At 63.0% G+C, this 22,529-nt stretch carries 18 protein-coding genes; 5 read left to right on the top strand and 13 right to left on the bottom strand.

Going from position 1 to position 22,529, the window contains the following annotated elements:
* Positions 1–21: 21 nt before the first annotated feature.
* The 7 genes from F4X08_11470 to F4X08_11440 form a co-directional block, all read right to left on the bottom strand.
* A complete protein-coding gene (locus F4X08_11470) occupies positions 22–3,894 on the bottom strand; it encodes an efflux RND transporter permease subunit (protein ID MYD26420.1) in 3,873 nt (1,290 codons plus the stop codon).
* Positions 3,895–3,899: 5 nt separating this feature from the next.
* The gene (locus F4X08_11465) at positions 3,900–5,039 is read right to left on the bottom strand and encodes an efflux RND transporter periplasmic adaptor subunit (protein ID MYD26419.1); all 1,140 of its coding nucleotides are present in this window, start codon (positions 5,037–5,039) and stop codon (positions 3,900–3,902) included.
* 141 nt (positions 5,040–5,180) lie between these two features.
* On the bottom strand, positions 5,181–6,020 hold the full coding sequence (locus tag F4X08_11460) for an amidohydrolase (protein MYD26418.1): 840 nt from the start codon (positions 6,018–6,020) through the stop codon (positions 5,181–5,183).
* A 112-nt stretch (positions 6,021–6,132) separates the two neighbouring features.
* A complete protein-coding gene (locus F4X08_11455; protein MYD26417.1) occupies positions 6,133–7,017 on the bottom strand; it encodes a DMT family transporter in 885 nt (294 codons plus the stop codon).
* A 174-nt stretch (positions 7,018–7,191) separates the two neighbouring features.
* Positions 7,192–8,232: an ACR3 family arsenite efflux transporter gene (gene arsB / locus F4X08_11450; protein MYD26416.1), complete on the bottom strand. Its 1,041-nt coding sequence runs from the start codon at positions 8,230–8,232 to the stop codon at positions 7,192–7,194.
* An 8-nt stretch (positions 8,233–8,240) separates the two neighbouring features.
* On the bottom strand, positions 8,241–8,963 hold the full coding sequence (locus tag F4X08_11445) for a protein-tyrosine-phosphatase (GenBank protein MYD26415.1): 723 nt from the start codon (positions 8,961–8,963) through the stop codon (positions 8,241–8,243).
* An 11-nt stretch (positions 8,964–8,974) separates the two neighbouring features.
* Positions 8,975–9,388 carry a winged helix-turn-helix transcriptional regulator gene (locus tag F4X08_11440; GenBank protein ID MYD26414.1) on the bottom strand — a complete coding sequence of 138 codons (414 nt, stop codon included), beginning with the start codon at positions 9,386–9,388 and terminating at the stop codon, positions 8,975–8,977.
* A 289-nt stretch (positions 9,389–9,677) separates the two neighbouring features.
* Here F4X08_11440 and F4X08_11435 point away from each other — a divergent pair, with 289 nt between their 5' ends.
* Together F4X08_11435 and F4X08_11430 are read left to right on the top strand one after the other, a co-directional pair.
* Complete coding sequence (locus tag F4X08_11435; protein ID MYD26413.1) at positions 9,678–11,150, top strand: sulfatase-like hydrolase/transferase; 1,473 nt, start codon at positions 9,678–9,680, stop codon at positions 11,148–11,150.
* A gap of 21 nt (positions 11,151–11,171) precedes the next feature.
* Complete coding sequence (locus F4X08_11430) at positions 11,172–11,966, top strand: S1/P1 nuclease (GenBank protein MYD26412.1); 795 nt, start codon at positions 11,172–11,174, stop codon at positions 11,964–11,966.
* A gap of 7 nt (positions 11,967–11,973) precedes the next feature.
* Here the strand turns inward: F4X08_11430 and F4X08_11425 are convergent, their stop codons facing one another.
* Complete coding sequence (locus F4X08_11425; protein ID MYD26411.1) at positions 11,974–12,828, bottom strand: sulfite exporter TauE/SafE family protein; 855 nt, start codon at positions 12,826–12,828, stop codon at positions 11,974–11,976.
* A 127-nt stretch (positions 12,829–12,955) separates the two neighbouring features.
* Here F4X08_11425 and F4X08_11420 point away from each other — a divergent pair, with 127 nt between their 5' ends.
* Positions 12,956–13,615, top strand: coding sequence for an NUDIX hydrolase (locus F4X08_11420; protein ID MYD26410.1), 660 nt, complete (start codon positions 12,956–12,958; stop codon positions 13,613–13,615).
* Between the two features lie 57 nt (positions 13,616–13,672).
* Here F4X08_11420 and F4X08_11415 read toward each other — a convergent pair whose 3' ends face one another.
* Complete coding sequence (locus F4X08_11415; protein MYD26409.1) at positions 13,673–14,593, bottom strand: 2-oxoacid:ferredoxin oxidoreductase subunit beta; 921 nt, start codon at positions 14,591–14,593, stop codon at positions 13,673–13,675.
* 12 nt (positions 14,594–14,605) lie between these two features.
* Positions 14,606–16,456: a 2-oxoacid:acceptor oxidoreductase subunit alpha gene (locus F4X08_11410; GenBank protein ID MYD26408.1), complete on the bottom strand. Its 1,851-nt coding sequence runs from the start codon at positions 16,454–16,456 to the stop codon at positions 14,606–14,608.
* Positions 16,457–17,062: 606 nt separating this feature from the next.
* Here F4X08_11410 and F4X08_11405 point away from each other — a divergent pair.
* A complete protein-coding gene (locus F4X08_11405; protein MYD26407.1) occupies positions 17,063–17,728 on the top strand; it encodes a phytanoyl-CoA dioxygenase family protein in 666 nt (221 codons plus the stop codon).
* 45 nt (positions 17,729–17,773) lie between these two features.
* Here the strand turns inward: F4X08_11405 and F4X08_11400 are convergent, their stop codons facing one another.
* The 3 genes from F4X08_11400 to F4X08_11390 are packed head-to-tail and all read right to left on the bottom strand — an operon-like array spanning position 17,774 to position 21,031.
* Positions 17,774–19,132 (bottom strand): DUF1727 domain-containing protein, encoded by a 1,359-nt coding sequence (locus tag F4X08_11400; protein ID MYD26406.1) that lies wholly within the window; start codon positions 19,130–19,132, stop codon positions 17,774–17,776.
* Between the two features lie 35 nt (positions 19,133–19,167).
* Positions 19,168–19,575, bottom strand: a complete 408-nt coding sequence (locus tag F4X08_11395) for a VOC family protein (protein ID MYD26405.1) — start codon at positions 19,573–19,575, stop codon at positions 19,168–19,170.
* 31 nt (positions 19,576–19,606) lie between these two features.
* Positions 19,607–21,031, bottom strand: coding sequence for an aminotransferase class V-fold PLP-dependent enzyme (locus F4X08_11390; protein ID MYD26404.1), 1,425 nt, complete (start codon positions 21,029–21,031; stop codon positions 19,607–19,609).
* Between the two features lie 361 nt (positions 21,032–21,392).
* Between F4X08_11390 and F4X08_11385 the strand changes: the two genes are divergently transcribed.
* Entirely contained in the window at positions 21,393–22,520 is a 1,128-nt protein-coding gene (locus tag F4X08_11385) for a mandelate racemase/muconate lactonizing enzyme family protein (protein ID MYD26403.1), read from the top strand.
* Positions 22,521–22,529: the final 9 nt, after the last annotated feature.

The following is a 22,529-nucleotide window of genomic DNA, read 5'->3' as shown; positions in this document are numbered from 1 at the left end:
ATCAGGCTCGTTGGTTCCTGGTCATGGCTGGACGGGACCCTCCGCCGGCGCGGCCTCTGCGGGAGCGCTGTGCTGATCCCGGTCCACCAGCGAGTAGATCACCGGGATCACGATGAGGGTCAGAAAGGTCGAAGCGATCAGTCCCGCGATCACGGTAACGGCGAGGGGCGTGCGGATCTCGGCGCCTTCGCCCAGGCCCAGCGCGAGTGGCAGCAGTCCCAGAATCGTCGTGGCCGAAGTCATGAGGATCGGGCGAAGCCTGACCCGGCCCGCGGTGATGACCGCCTCGATCCGCTCGATGCCGCGGCGCCGCAACTGGTTGATATAGTCCACCAGCACGATGGCGTTGTTCACCACGATCCCGGCCAGCATGATGATGCCGATCAGGACGATCACGCTGATCGCGATATCCAGTAGATAAAGGGTAAGCAGAACACCCGAAAGGGCAAGCAGAAAGGAGATCATGATGATGAACGGATGGAGCAGCGACTCGAACTGCGAAGCCATGACCAGGTAGACCAGGAACACGGCCATGGCGATGGCCAGCAGCATGCTGCGCGAAGCGATGGTCATCTCCCGGTACTGGCCGCCGATGTCGATGGTGAAGTCGTCGGGAAGACTCATTCCGGCCAGCCTCTCCTGCATGTCGCCGGCCACGCTTCCCAGGTCGATCCCGGTCAGATTCGCCGTCACCAGGGCCACGCGCTGCTGATCGATGCGCCGGATCTCGCTCGGGCCTTCGTCCAGCTGGACCCGGGCCACGGCGCCGAGCTGGATCGGACCGCTTTCCTGAGCGCGGGAAGCAGAAGCCTGGGTGCCCGACCGGAATGCCGACTCCTCCCCTTCTTCGTTCCCGCCTGTCCGCTCGCTCTGCCCGGCGTTCCCCCGTTCGCCCGCGTTTACGGCCATGGCCTTCAACTGGGCGATCTGCCTCCGGTCTTCTTCCCTTGCCCGCACCAGGATGTCGATTTTGCGTTCTCCCGCCGAGAACCGGGTGGCCACGCTGCCGCGGACCTTGTTCCGGATCGCGTCCGCGGCCTGCCCGATGTCCACGCCAAGGGCCGCCATTCGGTCACGGTCGAAAACGATCACGGCTTCGGGGTAGCCTGCCTCCATCAGGGACCGCACGTCCCTCAGGCCTTCCAGGCCGTCGAGTACGTCGACTACCTCGCCACTGACGCCGCGGAGGTCCTTGAGGTTGTACCCCCGGATCTCGACCTCCAGCGGAGCCTTGAAGCTGAACAGCGCCGGCCGGACGAATTCGACCCGGGCGTCCGGTATATCGGACAGGCGTTGCCGCAGACGGTCCATGACGGGATCGCTGCCTCGTGTCCGAATGGCTTCCGCGTCGAGCATGACCCCGACGCGGGCCACGTTCTCGCGCTCTTCATCCATGAGCGATCCACTGGACTCTGTCGCGCCCACCACGACGTAGACCTGCCTGATATCCGCATCCTCCCGGATCAGGGATTCGATCATCGTCGCGGTTTCGTCCGTTTCCTCCAGCGGCGTGCCGGTAGGCAGGATGAGGTCCACCGCGAACTCGCCCTGCTCCATTTCCGGGATCAGCTCGGTGCCGAGGCGGGGAATGAGTACCATGGTCGTCCCGACGATCGCCGCGACCGCGAGCAACGTGACAAAACGCTGGTTGAGCGCCCTGGTGAGAAAGGACACGTAAGCCGACTGAAGGCCTTCAAGCCCCTTGGTGAAAACGTAAAGGATCGGTTGAGCCACCTTGCCCAGCACCCAGAAGACCCCGCGCAGGAGAAACCACACGGGCAAGAGGGCCACGAGAAGCAGGTTGGGGACGATCGCAAACAGGATCTTGAACAGACTGCCGACCAGGAACCGGACGAGCCGGTAGACGGGCAGGATCAGCCGGGTGAGGAAGACGAGGATCCAGCGCGGAGCCCACGCGACCGCACGCAGCCACCGGTTCTTGGGAGGCCGAACATCCGGACTGCGGTACTGCCTGACGCTGCCCCATAGCCAGTGGCCTGCCAGCAGGAGGATCCTGCCGACAAGGTATAAGGGAAAGAACAGGATCCAGCGGGCCGCACCTGGGGCCCGATCGCCACCCTTCTGCCGGAAATGCTGAGCGATCTCACCGAACCAGCGCAGGCCCGGAAAGGTGTTCACGAACCAGTTCGCCGAATCGCTGCCCAGCCTGCCGGCAAACCATCGGATCGCCCCACCGCGCTCCTCTGCGGCCGTCCGCCTGAAATCTCCGAAGGCCGACTGTACCCAGAGGCCCCGCCCCGCCCTTTCGCCCAGGCTGCCTTCCCGCGAAGCCATCATGGGAATGAAGGTCAGGGCCACGGCCAGGGACGCCAGGAGGGCGAAGGTGACGGTCAGGGCCTGGTCGGTGAAGATCTGGCCGGCGATGCCTTCGATGAATACGATGGGAAAGAACACGGCGATCGTGGTCAGGGTCGAAGCGGTCACCGCCATCCCCACTTCCGACGCGCCGCGGCGGGCGGCTTCCACCATGCTGTCGCCTTCCTCCCGGCAGCGGAAGATACTCTCCAGCACGACGATGGCGTTGTCCACCAGCATGCCGATGCCCAGGGCCAGGCCGCCGAGGGACATGATGTTGAGCGTGGTCTGGCTGAAGAACATCAGGATGAAGGTGATCAGCACGGACACCGGGATGGCCACGCCGACGATGAGCGTGCTGCGGAGGTTGCGCAGGAAGAGGAAGAGGACGAGGATCGCCAGCACGCCGCCCCACTGGGCCGTCTTGATCACCTCGTCGATGGCGTTTTCGATGAAGCGGGACTGGTCCGACACGAGGTGAAGGGTCACGCCTTCGGGCAGCGTTGAAACGATGGTATTCTCCTCGATGCCCATCACGGCGGCACCGGGTCCGGCGCCCGTTGATTCCGCACCGGCCGCGGCCGTCTCTTCCGACTCCTCGGTGGTTTCGTCTTCCGCTCCTTCGGCGACTACCGGTTCCACATCCCCCGTTGGTTCCCCATCTCCCGTCTCCACATCGCCCAGCCGTTCCCTGATCGCCCGAGCGACCGTCACCGTGTTGGCGTCCGCTTCCTTGAACAGGGCGATCTCCACGCTTTCGCGGCCATTGATCCGCGTAAGCGTCTTCCGTTCCTTGAAATGCCGCCGGACCGTGGCCACGTCGTGGAGGCGCACGGGTACCTCGCCCCGGCTGGAGATGATGATATCGCCGATCTCCTCGACGGTCTGGAATTCGTTGACCGCCCGTACGATCAGCGCTTCGTCGCCTTCCTGGAGCTGCCCTCCGGCCTGGTTGATGTTCTCCGCGGCGAGACGCTGGTTGATCTGGCCGAAGGTAAGTCCCAGCCGGGTCAATTGCGCTTCGTTGATCTCCACCTGGATTTCTTCGACCAGCCCGCCCTTGATGCGGACCGACGCGACGCCCGGCACCGTTTCGAGCTGCCGCCTGATCTCCCAGTCCGCCAGGTTCCGCAGCATGATCAGGTCGTCTCCGGACAACCCCAGGCGCATGATGGGATCGAGCTCCGGGTTGTACCGCAGGAGGATGGGACGCTCGGCGTCCTGGGGCAGGAATACGCGGTCCACCCGTTCCCGCACGTCCATGATGGCCAGGTTCATGTCCGTGTCCCAGTCGAACTCGAGCACCACGTCGGAGACGCCCGCCCGGGAGATGGAACTGACTTCCACCAGGCCGGTGACGACCCCCACGTCCTCTTCGATCCTGCGGGATATGAGGTTTTCGATTTCCTGGGGGGCGGCGCCTTCGTACTCCGTGCGCACCGTGAGGGAAGGGTAGGAGATGTCCGGAAGGAGATTGACCGCCAGACGCTGGAAGGACACGTATCCGAAGATCAGCGCAGCCAGTACCAGCATCGTGATGGTGACGGGCTTGCGAATGGCGAAATCAACGATGTTCATGGAGGTTATTCCGGCGCTTCGGGAGCGACGATCTTAACCCGGGTGCTGTCTTTCATGCTGCGATGGCCGGCGATCACGACCAGGTCGCCCGGGCTCAGCCCTTCCTGGATCTCGGTGAAGTCCGCGTCCTGCAGGCCGAGGGTGAGGGCGACGCGGGTTGCGACGCTGTCCTTCACGGTGAAGACTTCATCGTCTTCCAGCAGGGCGATCTTGGGGATCAGCAGTACGCCTTCGTGCTGGTCTGCGAGGATGGTCACCTTGACGAACATGCCCGGCTTGAGCCGCCAGCCTGGATCGTCGATCCTGATGGTGACCTTGAAGGTGCCGTTCTGCGGATTGATGATGGAGCTCACACGGTGTATCGTGCCGTTGAACGTGCCGTCCGGCAGGGTCTCCGTTTCGAGGATGACCTGTTGGCCCGAGGCTACGTGCGACCACTCCATTTCGGGCAGGTGGGTGTAGATCAGCAACGTGTTCAGGTCGACCAGCGTGAAAAGCGCATCCCCCGGCCTGGCCATGTTGCCCACGTTCTGGTGGCGTTCCGTGATGGTGCCGCCGAAAGGCGCACGTATGGTGGTCTTGTCGAAGGCGACCCTGGCGGACTCCCAGTCCGCCCGGGCCATGATCAGCTCCCGCTCCTTCGCCTCGTGATCCACCTCGCTGATGAGCTGTCCCTCCAGCATGGCCTCCGAACGATCGAATTCCTGCTTGCGGGCATCCCGGATGGCCGCCGCGCGCGCCAGGGTTACTTCCTCTTCGTCGTTTTCCAGTACGGCAAGGACATCGCCTCGCTTCACGTAGTCGCCTTCTTCGACGCGCATCTCTTCGATCATGGCGGTCGTCCGCGGGAAAATCTGGGCATCGCGGTCGGCTTCCACCGACGCGGTCGTCAGCACGACATCGGAAATGGTGCCGAGGGAAGCCTCGTACACGTTTACCGGGACCGGCAACACCTCCGTGGTGTCGGCTTCGGCTTCGCCGTCCTTGCCGACGACCTTCTCTTCGCCGGTCTCCCCTTCCGCGGCCTCGGAACTGGCGTCGCCGCACCCCGCGGCAACGAATGCCGCCAGGAAAGCGATGCATGCCGCGGTGGCGGCTGTCCGGGAAAGACGCATTATGAGGGGTAGAACGCCTGGACGACGCATGCCTGCTCCTTCAGATCAATACTAAATCAATACTGACTATGTTTATACAACCGCAAACGCTTGTCATTCATGTGAAGTTCCCGCCTGTCTGCACCATTAGACAGCAGGTGCGGGGCGATAGTTTCCGTAAATTTCACGGTTTTACCCTGCCGCCGCCAGCAAACGCGCCATATTCCCGCCCAGGACGAGGTCCATGTCCGCCCTCGCGATGAAGGTGCAGTGGGTCCTGACGGCTTCGAGCGAGTGCTGGTACGTACTCGCCCGGGCGACGGGCGGATAGTTGGACGCCCAGCAGAGGCGGTCGGCCCCGTAGTACTCGTAGAGCTTGCGGACGATCCACATGCAGTCCGAGTAAGGGTATTCCCAGGCGGTCTCCGAGACGTATTGGAAACCGGACAGCTTGATGTGGATGTTGGGTACGTCCGCCGACGCCAGGACCTCTTCGAGCATGGGCCGGGGCGCCGGTTCGCCCACCTTCACGCCGGCCATGTGATGGCAGAGGAAGGGGGTGTCCGGAAACCGACGCGCGAGCTTGCGCAGCGCGGGCATCCAGGCGGAACCCAGGGCCAGGGAAGCGATCTGGTTGAGTTCGGCCGCCTTCTCGAAGAACGCGAGGCCTTCCCGCGACTCGAACCAGTCCGTATCGCCCTTCAGATAGTGGGTGAACCCATTCAGCCGGTACTTCTCTACCGAATCGGCCAGCCGGTCGGCGCCGCCCGGGATGTGGTAGGTGTCGGACCAGGAACAGTCCACGTCGGCGAACTGGATGAACCGGTCGGGGTATCGGCGGACGCACTCGGCTCCGTAGTCGTTGTTGTTGGGGTTGTGTTCGATCCGGGCGCAGACCAGCACCGCCTTGTCCACCCCGACCAGGTCCATTTCGTGCAGCAGCATCTCGGCCCGGCCCCGGTTCTCCGGATCCGGGACTTCCGGTTCGTAGGGCCAGTAATCCCACGCGTGGGCATGGCAGTCGATGATCATCGTTGGATTCCTTTCTGAAGTTGAGGGTCGCCGGCCTTCGGTCGTCCCTGGCCGGGCGGTGCGGCCCGAGTGGTTTATGCGGCCCGAACGGTCTACGCGGCCCGAGCGGCCTTCAATACCGGTTGACCACCCACAATCCGGCCGCCAGCAGCACCAGGCCGCCCGTGAGGTAAGTGGTCACCTGGTCGCCCAGGATGAGCCAGCTCAGGAGGACGCCGAAGAGAGGCGTCGTGAAGAAGAAGGCGCTGATCTGGGTGGCGCTGTGCCGCTGCAGCAGCCGGATCCATACGAGAAAGCAGAATCCGGCCACGATGGCGCCCTGGTACAGGACCGCCGCCACGATGGCCGGGTCGATCGTGACGGGCAGATGCCATTCGGTAGACACCCAGAGGACAGTGAAGATGGGCAGCACGACCACCTGCTGCCAGAAGATCACCGCCACGGGGGAGATGCGCCTGACCAGGACCTTGTTGATCATGATCTGTATGGCCAGGCTGATGGAGCTGAACAGAACCAGCACGTCGCCCAGCGGGGTCGACGGTCCACCGGCTTCGTCGTATATGGTCAGCACCATGCCCGCGCCGGCGAGAACCAGCCCGAGGTTCTTCATCAGCGTTAGCCGGTCGCCTGGTATGATGTAGTGGGAGATCGCGGCGACGACGAAGGGGTAGGTCTGCATGAATAGCACGGCGTGGCTACCGGAGGTCTGCTCCGCGCCGATGTTCAGGAAGAGGATCTGCGCGGCCATGACGAGGGCGGGTACGGCGATGATCAGACGGTCGCCCCGCGCCACGTAGAGCGAGACGCCGGCCAGTCGCGTCCAGGCGAAGACGCACACGAGGGCGACCCCGAAGCGCAGCACAGCCAGGAGGATCGGCGGGATGCCCTGCAGGCCCACCTTGACCGATACGACCAGGCCGCCCCAGAGCGTGCAGAGCATCAGCACGAGGAGGACGGACCTCGTCGTCAACGGCTGGTTTTCGTCGATGTGGGTCACCCTGGCCAGCCTTTTCGTGGGAGGAAGGAAGCGAGAGGAAACGGCAGGGCGAGATTATACGAATCGGGAGCGACTTGAAGCAATGTTAAAGTTCAGGCATGGCGTTCAGGTCCGGCGTTCAGGCCCGGCATTCAGGCCCGGCGTTCAGGCCCGGCCGCGGGACGCCGCGACGGTTTACCGGTCATACACGCGCCGGAAACGCAGGGCCACGTTGACCAGCGCGATCATGACCGGCACCTCGACGAGGGGGCCGATGACCGCCGCGAAGGCCACGCCCGATTCGATGCCGAAGACCGCCACGGCCACGGCGATGGCCAGTTCGAAGTTGTTGCTCGCGGCGGTGAAGGAAAGCGTGGCGTTTTTTGAATAGTCCGCGCCGATTTTCCGTCCCATCCAGAAGGTGATCAGGAACATGAGCACGAAATACACGAGGAGCGGAACGGCGATCCTGACTACATCCAGGGGGATGGCCACGATCGTGTCGCCTTTCAGGCTGAACATGACCACGATGGTGAACAGCAGCGCAACCAGGGTGATGGGACTGATGCGGGGGATGAAGGTCGACTCGTACCACGGCCTTCCCTTGAGCCGCAGCAGGACCAGGCGGGTCGCCATGCCGCCGAAGAAGGGAATGCCCAGGTAGACAAGCACGCTTTCCGCAATCTGGGCGATGGTCACCGGCACGACGCTGCCCTCCAACCCGAACCAGGGCGGAAGTACCGTGATGAAGACGTAGGCGTACACGCTGTAGAAGAAGACCTGGAACAGGCTGTTGAAGGCCACGAGACCGGCGGCGTACTCCGTGTTTCCCTTCGCCAGTTCGTTCCACACGATGACCATGGCGATGCACCGTGCCAGGCCGATGAGGATCAGGCCGGTCATGTACTCGGGATGCGCCGGCAGGAAGATCGCCGCGAGTCCGAACATCAGGATCGGTCCGACGACCCAGTTCAGGAAGAGGGACGCGCCGAGGATCCGCACGTTGCGGAACACGTCCCACAGTTCCTCGTACTTCACCTTGGCCAGCGGGGGATACATCATCAGAATGAGCCCGATGGCGATCGGCAGGTTGGTCGTGCCTATCTGGCCGAGCTGGATCAGGGCGGGCACCTCCGGCGCCCACACGCCGAGCGCGACGCCGAGGCCCATGGCCAGGAAGATCCAGAGGGTCAGGTACCGATCTCGCGCCGACAGTTTACTCTTCGTCGTATCCATGGTCTCGATCAGGTTGATTTCGTGATGGATTTGCGTTTGGCCGCTTTGTCCGCCCCGGCCGCTTTTACCGTCACGGCCACGTCGTCCCCTCCCGCCGCCCTCGCGAACAGCCATACCATCTCCCGGCAGATCTCCCGGCATCTTTCGTCGTAGACCTCCGCCTCCCGGTCCGTGCCAGCGGAGGACTTCGGATCCTCGTAGGGGACGAGCACACGCCGGTCCGCGCGGGGTATCACCGGACATTCGCGGTCGGCGCTCGAACAGGTCAGGACCGCGCAGAATCCGTGCTGTGGATTCGATGGATCGTGGTAAGCCTTGGAAAACGCGCTTACCGGGGGAATCTCGCTCCCCGCATGAACGAGATACTCCGGGTTGACCTCCTTCGAATGCCTTTCGACCCGGAATCCCGCCCGGACCATCGCCGATACGGCCCTCGGATCGAAGGCGGTAGCCTCTGTTCCGCCCGAGTAGGCGGCAACTCCCCGCAAGCTGAAGAATCGCGCGGCGGCGTGAGCCCAGATCTGGGCCATCTGGCTCCGGCGGGCATTGTGCGTGCAGATAAAGGTCAGTAGGGCCGGCTCACCGCTTCTTACCCGCGCGGCGACGTACGTCGAAACGCGGTCCAGCGTCTGTCTGCGGTCGTCAGGAATCTGGCTGGATTCTTCCAGTCGCGCCTGCAGATAGCGAATGAGGTCCGGGTAGATGGCGGTATCCTTTTGGGACGGTTTCACTGCAACTCCCGTTAGATCATCGACTGACCGTGCAGGGCCGGATCTTCACGTTCGTCGACCTGGAGCAGGGCCATGGAGGGCTGGGGCACGCAGATCTTGCCCTCGCTGGCCAATCCGCGCAACCGATCCAGGTCCGCCTGGACCCGCTCGTGGACCTGTCGGGCCGAGACGAGATAGACCGACACGTACTTCAGGGCGATCGAGGAGTCCGTGGCCAGCGCGTAGTAGATCCAGACTCCATCGCGGCGGTCCGTGAGCAGGCCGTACTGCTTCAGCACGGCCAGGTGCCGGGAGATCTTGCCCTGGGGCATATCCAGGACCGCCATGATTTCGCACACGCATAGTTCCCGCTCGGTCAGCAGGAACAGGATGCGGAGGCGCGTCGGGTCCGAACAGGCTTTGAATACGGCGACATCCTTATCCATAAGATTACCCCTGCGCACCAGTAATAAGGTTCGAACCCGGCAGCACCTGCGCGTCGACCCATGTCCGGCGGCTCTTTCTCGGTAGCATCACGACGGTTCGCGTCCGATAGCATCGACTATAACCTAAAAACCGTATATACAGATATAATATAACCTGTCAACACGATTCGTCAACGAAAATGCATAGTTTGTAATCGCCGGTACTGGTGGACACTGGGCAGCGCGTGTGGTATATTGTGGTATTCGTTCGACACGCTTGCACTCGAAGTATGTTTTGTACGGGAGCACCATGCCGTCATCTCCCCACGTACTGCTCGTTTGTACCGATCACTGGCCGGGCAGGCTGTTCGGTCACGCGGGACATCCGGTGATCCAGACTCCCACCCTGGACACCCTCGCCCGCAGCGGCGTGAGGTATACGCGGGCCTACAGCGAATGCCCGGTGTGCATTCCCGCCCGCAGGACGATCATGACCGGCACGACCACGGCAACGCACGGCGACCGTGTCTTCAAGGTCGACAACCCCATGCCGCCGGTACCCACCGTGGCCCAGACCTTCCGGGACAACGGATACCAGGCCTACGCCGTGGGCAAGCTGCACGTATACCCGCAGCGGGACCGGATCGGGTTCGATGACGTGATCCTGGCCGAAGAGGGCCGTCCGAACATCGGCGCCCTGGACGACTACGAGGCTTTTCTCGGTGAGAACGGTTACGCCGGGGAAGGATTCACCCACGGCATGAGCAACAACGATTACGGCCAGCGGCCCTGGCATCTGCCCGAGGCCATGCACGTGACTAACTGGACCACACGCCAGATGGCCCGGATGATACGGCGCCGCGATCCGACAAGGCCGGGATTCTGGTACCTGTCCTACTGCCATCCCCACCCTCCGCTGACCCCGTTGCAGTGCTACCTGGACCTATATCGCGACGAGGATCCGGGCGAGCCGTACCACGGCGACTGGGCGGAGAACCGCGACGACCTGCCCTATGCGCTGAAGGCGGTCCGGGGTAATAACTGCGGGATGAGCGATGCCCAGGTCGCATGGGCGAGAAGGGCGTTCTACGCGCTTTGTACCCACATCGACCACCAGTTGCGCGTGGTGATCGGCACGTTGCGGGAGGAAGGCCTGATCGACAACACGATCGTGCTCTTCACGGCCGACCACGGGGACATGCTGGGCGATCACGGCCTGTGGGCGAAGCGCCTGTATTACGAGCAATCGGCCAACGTACCCATGATACTTGTGGGTCCGCCTGGCGACGACCGGGTCGGACACAACCGCACCGACGACCGGCTCGTGGGCTGGCAGGACGTGATGCCCACACTGCTGGACCTCGCGGGAATCGATGTCCCGGACTCGGTCGAAGGCCTTTCCATGGCGGGCGACGAGAAACGCGAATACCTTTACGGCGAGTGCGGCGAAAACGCCCAGGCCACGCGCATGATGCACGACGGCCGGCACAAGCTGATCTACTATCCCGTGGGCAACCGAACGCAGTTATTCGACCTCGAGCAAGACCCGGAAGAACGCCGCGATCTGGCGCGCTCGTCGGAACACACGCGGATCGTGGCCCGTCTGAAGGCACGGCTGGTGGACCAACTGGCCGACCTGGACCCGGCATGGGTCCATAACGGAGAACTGACCGGCCTGCCGGACCGCGAGTACACGCTGCCGCCCAACCGGGGCCTGTCCGGCCAGCGGGGGCTGCACTGGCCGCCGCCTCCCACGGATCCGGGATCTTCCTACGTACCCTGAACGCACACGGGAGAACCGCTCATGCGCACTGCACGAATCGCCATCGCTTCGATCCTCCTGTTGTGCGGGTCCCTGCCGGCCGCGGCCTGGGGGCCGAACGGCCACCGCATCGTGGGCCGGATCGCCGAGAATCACCTCACGGACGCTGCGCGGGAGGGCATCTCCGAACTCATCGGCCGCGCATCGCTGGCGCAGGTCAGCACCTGGGCCGACGAGATCAAGTCCGACCCCGCCTGGCGCCATGCTTCGCCCTGGCACTATGTCAATGCACCGCCGGGCCAGTCCATAGAAAAGGCGCATAAGAGCCCGAGCGGCGATGTAATCGAGGCCATTCTGCGGTTCGAGCGGGTGTTGAGGGACCGCGGAGCGGGCAAGAAGGAACGAGTGGACGCGTTGAGATTCCTGGTGCACTTCGTGGGCGACATTCATCAACCCCTGCACGCGGGCTATGCGAGCGACCGGGGAGGCAACGACGTCCGGGTCCGGTGGTTCGGTGAAAACACCAACCTCCACACGGTCTGGGACGAGCACCTCGTCGAATACCAGCGGTTGAGCTTCACGGAATGGGTCCGGTTCTTCGGACACGCGGAACCCGGCGAGATCGAGGCATGGCGCCGTTCCACCGTATGGGACTGGGCACGGGAGTCGCGAAGCATGCTCCCGGCCGTATACGACCACGGCGATTCCCGTTCCACCAGTACACCCTACCTGGGTTACGACTACATCTTCAGGCACAACGACGGCGTGAAAAAACGGCTGCTGCAGGCCGGTATTCGCCTGAGTGGGATGTTGAACGATGTATTCTCTTCGCCCTGATTCCCCGTCATCCCCCTGTCAGCATAATCAATCCCGCAACCAGCACCAGGCCGGTGATGGTGATCTGCAAGTATCGCTCCGGGACCCTGCGGGACATCCGCACGCCCAGGGGCACACCCACCAGCGATCCCGCCGCCATGGTCACGGCGATGGCGAGATCCAGCTGGCTGCTGCCGGCGTAGATGATCGAACCCATGAGCGTCAGCACCAGCGCGATGAAGATCGACGAGCCCACCGTGTCCACCGCGGTGAGGCGGTAGACGATGATCATCAGCGGTACGATCAGGATGCCGCTCCCCACCGAGGTGGAGGCGATCAACCCGCCGATGACAGCACCTAGCGCCACTGCGAGGACGATCTTTGCACCCGTGACCCGTGCGGAAATCCGATGGACAGCCTGGCCCTCCTCCTGGGCCGCCCGGTCCTTTACCGCGCGGGAAACCGGCCGCACGAACGTGTGCCACAGGATCAGCAGGCCTGACAGGATGACCACCGCCGCGATGAACTGGCGTAGATTCGTCTGGAGTTCGTGCCAGGCCGGGTCGGTCGGATCCATGTCGCCGGCGTATCCCGTGATCCAGAGGGCGACGGTCACGGAGACGGGCACCGCGCCCACCAGGAAATACGCCGAAGTGCGGAACCGGATGGTCCCCTGCCTGAAATGGAAGAACACGGCCGGGAGCTTGCAGAGGCAGGAATAAAGATGGGCGGTGCCCACCGCCACCGTGGACGGAAGGCCGAATCCCAGCGTGAGAACGGGTAGCAGGAGGACTCCGCCACCGATGCCGGTCATGCCGATGCAGGCGCCGATCAGCGCACCGGACACGAGTTGCACGACGGTTTTCAGGACATCCAGGTCCATAGAAGGTGTAACGGCTCCCTTCGCGCAGGCGCAAACCGCTCCTGACTACCTGCGCTCCCGACTACCTGCGCTTCCACCCATTTTTCTCTTGCCACACCCTTCCAAACGATGCAAACATGACCATGCGATGATTCCGACCAAACCATACGCGGCTACGGACCTGGGCATTTTTCGATTTCTCGACGGCAAGTTGCTCGTCTACCTGGTCGAGTTGAAAATCGAACCCTTCGTGGGCCGCTATTCGCTGCCCGGGACCCTGGTGCTCGAAACGGAAGACCTGGAGGCGGCGGTACGGCGCGCCTATCGCGAGGCAACGGGCCGGTCAAGCGCCTACTTCGAGCAGGTCTACACTTTCTCCGCCATAGACCGGGATCCCAAGAGACGAACGATCTCGACAGCCTACATGGGGTTTCCCGACCGCCCGGGCGAGCCCTTTGAACCGGTGGACAAGTACCGCACGGGGGAATGGTTCTACGTCAATGACACCCCGCCGCTGGCGTACGATCACAATGAGATTCTGAAGGTTTGCACGGACAGGATCGCGGCCAAACTGAATTACACGAATATCGCGCTGCTACTGCTTCCCGGTGAATTCACTATGGCGGAACTGCAGTGCGTATATGAACAGGGGCTGGGTGAAAAGCTGGAATCGGGGAGTTTCAGCGACAAGGTCCTGTCACTGGACATGATCGAAGTCACCGGCGGGGAACGCCCGTCAGAGCACGCCCCGACGGTTCCCCTCTACCGCGCCGCGCACCGGGAACTGCAGGAGATCCCCTTCATCTGAATCGCGGCATCAACCGGTTACCGCGGCTTCAACCCGGTGCGTCAACGTCTTATCCCGCTACATCATGCGCTTGATGATCCGGTCGGACTGCTCCTGGCTGATCCCCAGGTCGCGCCGCGCGATCGCGCCGCCTTCGTCCAGCACCGGCTCCTGGTCACCCAGCGTAGGCGCGCCCTTCTTCTGAAAGAACAGCCCGGTGTAGATCTCGTCTCCCCAGATCATCGCCTTCTCGCAGGCCGTCTTCCAGTCTCCGGGATCGTGTCCTTCGTCCTCCAGCTTCTTGACGCGCTGCTTGAAGAAGGGGTAGTCGTTGTCCTTGTTGAACGTGACGCAAGGGCTGAATACGTCGATCAGCGCAAAGCCGCGGTGCTGGATGGCCTGTTCGATGAGCCCGGTCAGGTGGCGGGCGTCGCCGCTGAAAGCCCGGGCCACGAAGGTCGCGCCGTTCATGATCGCCGCCGTGATGGGGTTCACCGGCGCTTCCACGCTGCCGAAGGGTGTGCTCTTGGTCCGCATGTCGATGCTGCTGGTAGGGGATACCTGTCCCGTGGTCAAACCATAGATCTGGTTGTCCATGACGATATAGGTCAGGTCGACGTTCCGCCTCGCCGTGTGGGTGAAATGGTTCCCACCGATCCCGTAGCCGTCGCCGTCTCCCCCCGTGACGAACACGGTGAGTTCGTGGTTCGCCATCTGCGCGCCCGTGGCCACGGCCAGGGCACGTCCGTGCAGCGTATGCATGCCGTAGGAGTTGAAGAACCCCGGGAAATTCGAGGAACAGCCGATCCCGCTGATCGTGAGGATCTCATGGGGCCGCAAACCCAGGTTCACGCAGGCCCGCTGCAGGCTGCTCAGCACGCCGAAATCGCCGCATCCGGGACACCAGTCCGGATCCACCTTGCCCTTGAAGTCCTTCGCTTTCAACGGCGCTACCGGTTTCGCTTCCACTTCCTCGCGTGGTAAAGTTTCCACTGACATGTTGAAGACTCCTTAGACGATGACTTCTTGATAGGGCACGAAGATGTCCGTCGTTCCGGCCAGCAGCTCCCGGACGCCGTCCACGATATGATGGGGCATGAACGGCTCGCCGTCGTACTTCCGGATGTGGCCGTCGGCCGAAAGCCCGGTCTCGCTGCGCAGGTACCGATGGAACTGGCCGGAATGATTGTTTTCCACGATCACGGTCTTTTTCGCCTTGTCGAAAACCTCCTGGATGGCGTCCACGTGCAGGGGGACGATCCACTTGATCGGCAGGTGGTTCACGGCGACGCCCTCGCGGTTCAGTATCTCCACCGCCTCCCTGATCACGCCGAGGGTCGATCCCCAGCCAATGAGCGTGATCTCGGCATCTTCGGCGCTCGAACCCGAGAGCGCCGGCGGGTCGATGCGCTCCGCGACGTTCTTGAACTTGCGGGCCCGCTTTTCCACCATCTTGCGCCGCTTGTGGGGATTGGTGAACTCGTCGCTGACCAGGACGCCGTCTTCATCGTGTTCGTCGGTGGCCACCACGTGGGCGTATCCCTCCACCCCCGGCAGCGCGCGGGGAGATATCCCGCTTTCCGTGTTCTCGTACCGCAGGTAACCGTTGCTCGGTGCACCGATGAGGCCGTGCCCGTTGGAGAGCTGCGAACCCGTCGGGATGTCGCTCGCGCCGTTTCCGGACTCCGTAATCAGGTCGCCCCGGTCTATTCCGGGTTGCATGTCGATGGCGTCCGGGTCGACGCTGAAGGTGCCTTCGGAGATCAGCAGATCGGATATCACGATGCCCGGGCACTGGAACTGATCCACCAGGTTGAACAGTTCGGGTACGGTATTGAAGGCGTCCAGCGCATCGGTCGGCGCCACGATGAACCGCTCGAAATCGCCCTGGCTCGCGCCGAGGATCTGCCAGAGATCGCCCTGCTCCGTCTTGGTCGGCACGCCCGTGGATGGGCCGGCGCGCTGCACGTCGATAAAGACGACCGGGATTTCCATCATGGCCGCGCTGCCCACGGCTTCGGTCATCAGGGCGAAACCGCCGCCCGATGTGGCGCACATGGACCTGCAGCCCACGTGGGCCGCGCCAATGGCCATGTTGGCCACGCCGATCTCGTCTTCGACCTGGCGCACCATGATGCCCAGTTCCCGCGCGTTCTGCGCCATCCAGTGGAGGACGCCCGTGGAGGGACTCATGGGATAGGCGCAGTAGAACTTGACCCCGGCGGACGCGCCGCCCATGGCCAGCGCGTCGTTGCCCGTCCATACGGCAAGCGGCTTGCCGCCGGAGGGCAGGGACTGCGTGAAGGGTTCGAAGTGCGCAGCTGCGTAGTCGTATCCCGCGCGAGCCACGCCCACGTTCTCGTCGACCACTTCCTGCCCCTTGCGCTGAAACTGCATGGTGATGATGTCTTCCAGGATCTGGAAGTCCACGTCGAGCAGGTAGAGGATCGTCCCGAGCGCAACGGTGTTCTGCACGAGCTTGTTGCGGTTGTTGTCGGTCAGTTCGTTGATGGGCAGCGGGCAGAGGTGCACGCCGTCCTCCGGGGTACCGGGCGTGATCGTGTCGCTGTTGTAGAGGACCCGCGTGCCGGGTCCCATGAGGCCCAGGTGCCGGTCCATCGTATCCTGGTTCAGGCAGACCAGCAGGTCGAGCTTATCGCCGTGGTTGTGGACCGGATGATCGCTGATCCTCATCGTGAGGAAAATATGACCGCCCCGGATGATCGACTGGTAGGCATTGTAGGCGTTGAGATGCAGTCCGCGGCGAATGAAAATCCGGGCGAGCACGTTGCCCGGTGTGGCGATACCCTGGCCCGCGGCGCCGCCTATGGCAATGGCAAAGTCGAATTGGTCAGAACTCATCGGATTCTCCTGTCTGTACATCACGGACAAGCTGATCTGCCGACGTGCGTACGCGTTTCTGTCAAGGTAGTACACAGCATAGTGGGAACCAACAAAATACACAGTCCCCGGAGGGGTGTCAACCATTCTGTTCTTTTGTGGACGAAGACGGCCCGCTCGGTTTTCGCGGGAGATTAAAGTCCGGCTTTCCGGCCTGGTATTTGCGCTTGACGCCGCGCCGGCGAAGATGTATATATTCAGTGAGGGACCGGGAGACGACTCGCGGTTGACATCGTGCTTCGAGTCGGCATTTGTTGGCCGGTTTCCCGTTCTCCGCCTTTTTTATTTTATATACAGGCCCCCGGTTTCGGCTGGGGGCTTGTGTTTTGATCCCTTCAGATCGGCGACGGAAACCTTAAAACCGGTGCCCGGGGGAAGACCGGTTGACGCTGTCCTAATTACTGGATAATTATAGTAGGACAGATATCAGATCGAACACGAACAGCGGGAAGGTGTGGGTTGAACGGTGCCGATATCGTAAGCCGGTATGAAGAAGACGGTTACGTCGTCCTGCCCAGGGTCATCGACGGCGGCCTGACCGCCGAGGCCCAGGGCCATGTCGAGTGGATGGGAGAGAAGTACCCCGACGTCCGGCCGGAGCAGTACCATCACCACCTCATCGTGGACGATCCGTTCTGGATTCGCCTCTGCACCGATTCCCGGCTCATCGACGTCATCGAACCCTTTCTGGGACCCGACATCGCGCTCTTCGCGGCCCATTACATCAGCAAGCCGCCCGGGGACGGGCAGCCGGTGCTGTGGCACCAGGACGGGAATTACTGGCCGCTGGAGCCCATGGAAGTCATTACCATCTGGCTGGCCGTGGACGACTCGACCCCGGAGAACGGCTGCATGCGGGTCATACCCGGCAGCCACAGGGGCCAGAATCTGTACCGGCACCGTAGAACCGAAGGGGATAACGTATTGAGTTCGGAACTGGATGTGAACGTGGATGAATCCGAGGCGGTCGATGTCGTCGTGCCGGCGGGCGGCGTATCCCTGCACGATCCCTACCTGATACACGGTTCGAAGGCCAACCTGTCCGACCGGCGCCGGTGCGGACTGACCCTCCGGTATATACCCACGACCACGCGCATCAAGCGCGAGAACTTCCCCGCTTACCTGTGCCGGGGTAAGGCCGTGGACGGAATCAATAACTATCCTCCGCTCCCCCAGTTCAGGTCCGGCGATCACTACCCGTTCAAAGGGTGCGACCGGCCGCCCTGGAACTGACGGTCGCGCTCGCGCTTGCGGCCGACCCAGCACTTGCGGTCGCGCTCAGATGATCCCCATGTCCCTCAGTTCCCGTCTGACCGCGTACATGGCGCCTTCGGTCGCGAGGACCCACAGGCGGTCGCCCGGGGTGAGCCGCCGCATGATGTCGTGAAACACGTCGCTGACGTCCACGGCCGAAGCCATGTCCTCCGCGTCTATCTGCTCGTCCATCAGGGCCAGGTGTGCGCCGCCCGCGCCGGCCACGTGCACGGACCTCGAGAAGTTCACCATGCCTTCCAGGTCTTCGTCCACGATCCACGGAGCGTTGCGTCCGCCCCGAACGGCCTCGTCCAGCAGGAACAGGAAGTGGCCCCGATGTCGGTCCAGCTGGCAGGTCCTGAGCGCTTCAAGGAACGAGGTCCTGTTCTTGATCGTCATCAGGCGGGCTTCCCGGTCATGAATCACCACCCGTTCGTCCCGTCCTCCGGTGGACCTCACGGATTCGAGGCCTTTGCGTATCGTCACGGGACTCAGGCCGAGAGATAACGCGGCCGCCGCGGCCGCCGCGGCGTTGTATACGTTGTGCAGCCCGGACAGGCGGAGGCGCACGTCCAGGGGGCCCCGCGGCGTGATGAGCCGGAAGTTCGTTTCATCCGGTCCCAGATCCACATCGATCGCGTATACGGTGGGCAGCGGCCTTTCCCAACCGCAACCTTCGCAGGCATAGTCACCCAGGTGGGCCAGGCTGGTGATCCGGTAGGCCAGGGGAACGCCGCACCGGGGGCACGGCACCTCGGGGCTGGCGGCATCCGCAAGGTGCAGGCGTTCATCCTCCACACCGTAATAGGTCAACCGGGGCGGCACGCCCTGCGTGAATCCGCCGCAGAGGACCGGATCGTCGGCATTGACGAGGATGTGCTGTCGGGCGGTCATGGTGCCGAACCAGTCGCACCATTTCCCGATCAGGGCAGCGCGGTCAACCCCCTGCGCCGATTCGTCGTCGTACAGGTTGTTCAGTACGAGCGTGCCGGGATTGCATACCCTGATCGCCCGATCGAGCGTGCCGGTCTCGAATCCGAACACGCCGTAGTCCGCATGGATCCTGCCGCGGTGATCGGTCGCCCGGACCAGGGTGGAGACCACTTCGTCGAGGGATGGGGCGATGTCTTCGGGGTAGAGCGTCCGGGCATCGGCCTGCTGCAGAATCGCGGCCAGGATCCGGCAGGTCGTATGCTTGCCGTTCGTTCCGGTAACCCCGGCCACGCCTTGACTGAACTGGCGCACCAGGGACCGGACCAGGCCCGGCCAGAGGGCGGCTGTGAGGGTGCCGGGAGGGATGCGTCCACGGGAGAAATCAAACAAATCGGCCGCCCTCGCGACGGACTTGTCAATGGAAAGGGCGGCCGATCTGAACATACGCATAGGAGGTTGATCGAATCCGGGGAATCAACCCTTGATCATATCTTCACGCCCCGCCACTCGTCCCGGTCACCGGAGATGTCGACAATGTTGCCGTCGGGATCGATGGCCTTGAAAGCGATCTCCGGCGGGGTATCGGAGGAGATGGCGTCCCGGCCCTTCACTGTTTTCGGCGCTTCGGCACCCCAGTTCCGGACCCTGTGCCAGGCGGCGTGGAGATCGTCTACCAGCACGCCGAAGTGGATATACTCCTCTCCTTCCTCGAGCGTGGGCCGCGATGGATCGTCATGGGGCAGCAGCGTGATGTTGGCGGTGCCGTCGCTGAGATCGACGGCTTCGCCGTTGCCCCGCCGGCCGACAAAAGTAAAGCCGATCACATCCTCGTAGAAACGCTGCGAGATCGACACGTCCCGGCACCGCAGTGCGAGATGACGCAGATAGGCCATTACGCCTCCCTGTGGAGCTGATCGTTCAAAATTACAGGCGCTTCTCCTTCGCGATCTCCTCGATGGCGCCGATGAACTGGTCGGTCTGCGCGTCGGTCACCATGACATGCATCGACGTCCGGTTGGCGTCCCAGTTGATCTCATCGTGCGTGACGTTCCGGATATAGATACGGTGGCGGTCCCAAAGCATGTCGTTGAGATCGCGCGTACCCACGCCGCTGACCTTGAACGAGACGAGCGCCGCGCTCATGCGGGGATCGGGCGAACTGTATACGTCCACGCCGTCCATATTGCGCAGGGCGTTGGCCACGCGCACGGCCTGGTAGCGGTTACGGCTTTCGATGGCGGCCGGTCCGATCATGTTGTGGAAATCCAGCGCGGCGTCGATGGCGACGCGGGCCGGGGCGTTGGAGGAACCTCGCAGCTCGAACTTGGAGGCGCCCGCCAGGTACTCGTCGTAGTAAATCTTGGCGAAGCCCGTGGGTTCCTGCCCATACATGGTCAGGCCGTTCACCGGACCGGCGTACAGGGTCGGCCATACCTGGTCCAGGATGTCCTCTTTGACGTAGAAGAAGCCCGTGTACATGGACGCCATCATCCACTTGTGGCACGGTCCCGCGTACATGTCGCAACCCAGGTCGTACATATTGAGGTCGAGCATGCCTGGCGGCTGCGCCCCGTCGACCAGCGTGATGATGCCCTTCGACCGGGCCATTTCGCAGATTTCCTTTACGGGGAGGACGAGCCCGTCGCCGTAGTTGATGTGGCAGAAGCTGAGCATCTTCGTGCGCGGCGTGATGGCGGCTTCGAAGGCCTTGAGCAGCGCGTCGGGACTGTCCGGCGGGTGGTACTCGGGGGACGACAGGTCGATCATGACGGTCTTCGTCCCCTGGCGGACCGCCCGGAGGTTGATGGGCTGCACGCCGCTGGAATGATCGTGATTGGTCGTCACGATCTCGTCGCCCGGTTCCATGTCGATGCCGAAGGTGCCGAAGACCATGCCTTCGGTCGTGTTGTTGGTGAAGGCGACCTCGTTCGACTTGCAGCCGAGGTACTTCGCCATCTTCTCCCGCATCTGTGCCCGGAAGTCGCTGTTGTATACGTAGCTTGTGTAGCTCTTGTAATCCGTGTTGGCGCCTTCCAGCGCGGCGATCTGCGCCCGGTGCACAGGTCCCGGGGACGGTCCACGCGTCCCGGTGTTCATGAAGGAAACGCCATCGCGGATGATGTACTGGTCGGCCACCCAGTTCCAGTAGGCCACGTCGTCGGGTTCCGGGAGGTGGTCTTCGGGCATCGGCGGCTTCGCCCCGGCCTTTCCGGCCATGGACAGGAGGGCTGTCCCGGCGGCGAGACCGCCCGCGATCCGGCCCATAAACCCGCGTCGGGACAACGCTTTAAGCTTTTCGGGATCCTCGAACTTCGGATCGAAGTTTAAACCGGACTCTTCCGTAATCATGGTGAATCTCCTGATTGATACCTCTGGCACGCTCCGACGGTAAGGAATATACGGCGGACACCGCCGCGCCGGACCGGGCCAGGGGCCTGGAAAAACAGCGAATTGTGAAGAATCTGTAATCAGAGTATACAGAGGACGCAAGGGGGTCTTCAAGTAAAAACTGTATTTTGAGGGTTCACAGACCGCGACGCCGATTTCTGGTTGCGGGGTGGATGGAACACCGCTTACTTGGTAGGGGTCTATCCGAAAGCTACTGGCAGCTACCGGCAGCTACTGATCCGAAGGGCAACCGCATGCTGATCCGGGGTCACTGCCAGGCGCCGGGATCATACCCGCATCGGCGTAATGAGAGGTTTCCGACGTGAAAATAGAAGACATCACCTCGTACTTCATCGGCGGCGGATACGTCATCCGCGTCCGGACCGACAGCGGGCTCACCGGGGTCGGACAGACGGCCTGCTGGGGATATCCCGAAGCCGTGCACCAGATCGTGGAACGGTTCAAGGATTACCTGGTCGGGCAGGATCCGTTCCGCATCGAGCATCACTGGCAGTATCTCTACCGCATGTCGCCCTTCCGGGGAAGCGCCCTGTCCGGGGCCGTCAGCGCCGTCGACATCGCCCTGTGGGACATCAAGGGCAAGCACTTCGGCGTACCGATATGGGAACTGCTCGGCGGAAACTGCCGGGACCGGGTCAGGCTGCACCTGCTGGGCGGCGGCGGCACCCCGGAGGCCATGCTCGAATCCGCCAGGAACGCGGCGTCGGAGGGCTTCACGGCGCTCAAGTTCGATCCCCTGCCGGGCGGCTACCAGGACATGGCCCTCGACCGGATGATCCGCACCGCACGGGATCTCGTCGCGGCAGCCCGCGAAGGCGGCGGTCCCGACATGGATCTCATCGTGGAGGTCCACCGCAAGCTGACGCCGCTGACCGCCATGCCCCTGGCCAACGCGTTGACCGAATTCAACCTCTATTTCATCGAGGACCCCATCCAGATCGACAGTATCATGGCCCAGGGCGAAATCGCCCGGAGAATCGGGATCCCCGTCGGGAACGGAGAACGCCTGAATACCATCTGGGAATTCCAGGAACTCCTGGCCCACGGGGGACCGCAATACGTGCGGCCTGACGTGGCCCTCGCCGGCGGCCTGACCCACTGCAAGAAGATCGCGGCCATCGCCGAGGCCCACCACTGCGCCGTCGTGACGCACAATTTCCTGACGCCCCTCATCACCGCCGCTTCCGTACACCTGGATACCAGCATCCCCAATTTCGTGACCCAGGAGTACAGCATGGGCGATGAATCGGAAGCCAGCAAATTGTACCGGACCAATATACGCCGGGAAGGCGGTTACATCCCGATTCCCCGGGACCCGGGCCTAGGTGTGGAACTGGACGACGAACGGCTGGAGGGAGCGGTTTTTACCCCGATGAATACCGCGAACACGTTGCTCAGGTCGGACGGCTCGGTAGCCAGTTCGGTTTAGGATTTTGCC

It is taken from the genome of Gemmatimonadota bacterium, assembly GCA_009841265.1.
Lineage (GTDB): Bacteria > JAAXHH01 > JAAXHH01 > JAAXHH01 > JAAXHH01 > JAAXHH01.
This window is presented reverse-complemented; position numbering and strand designations above follow the sequence as displayed.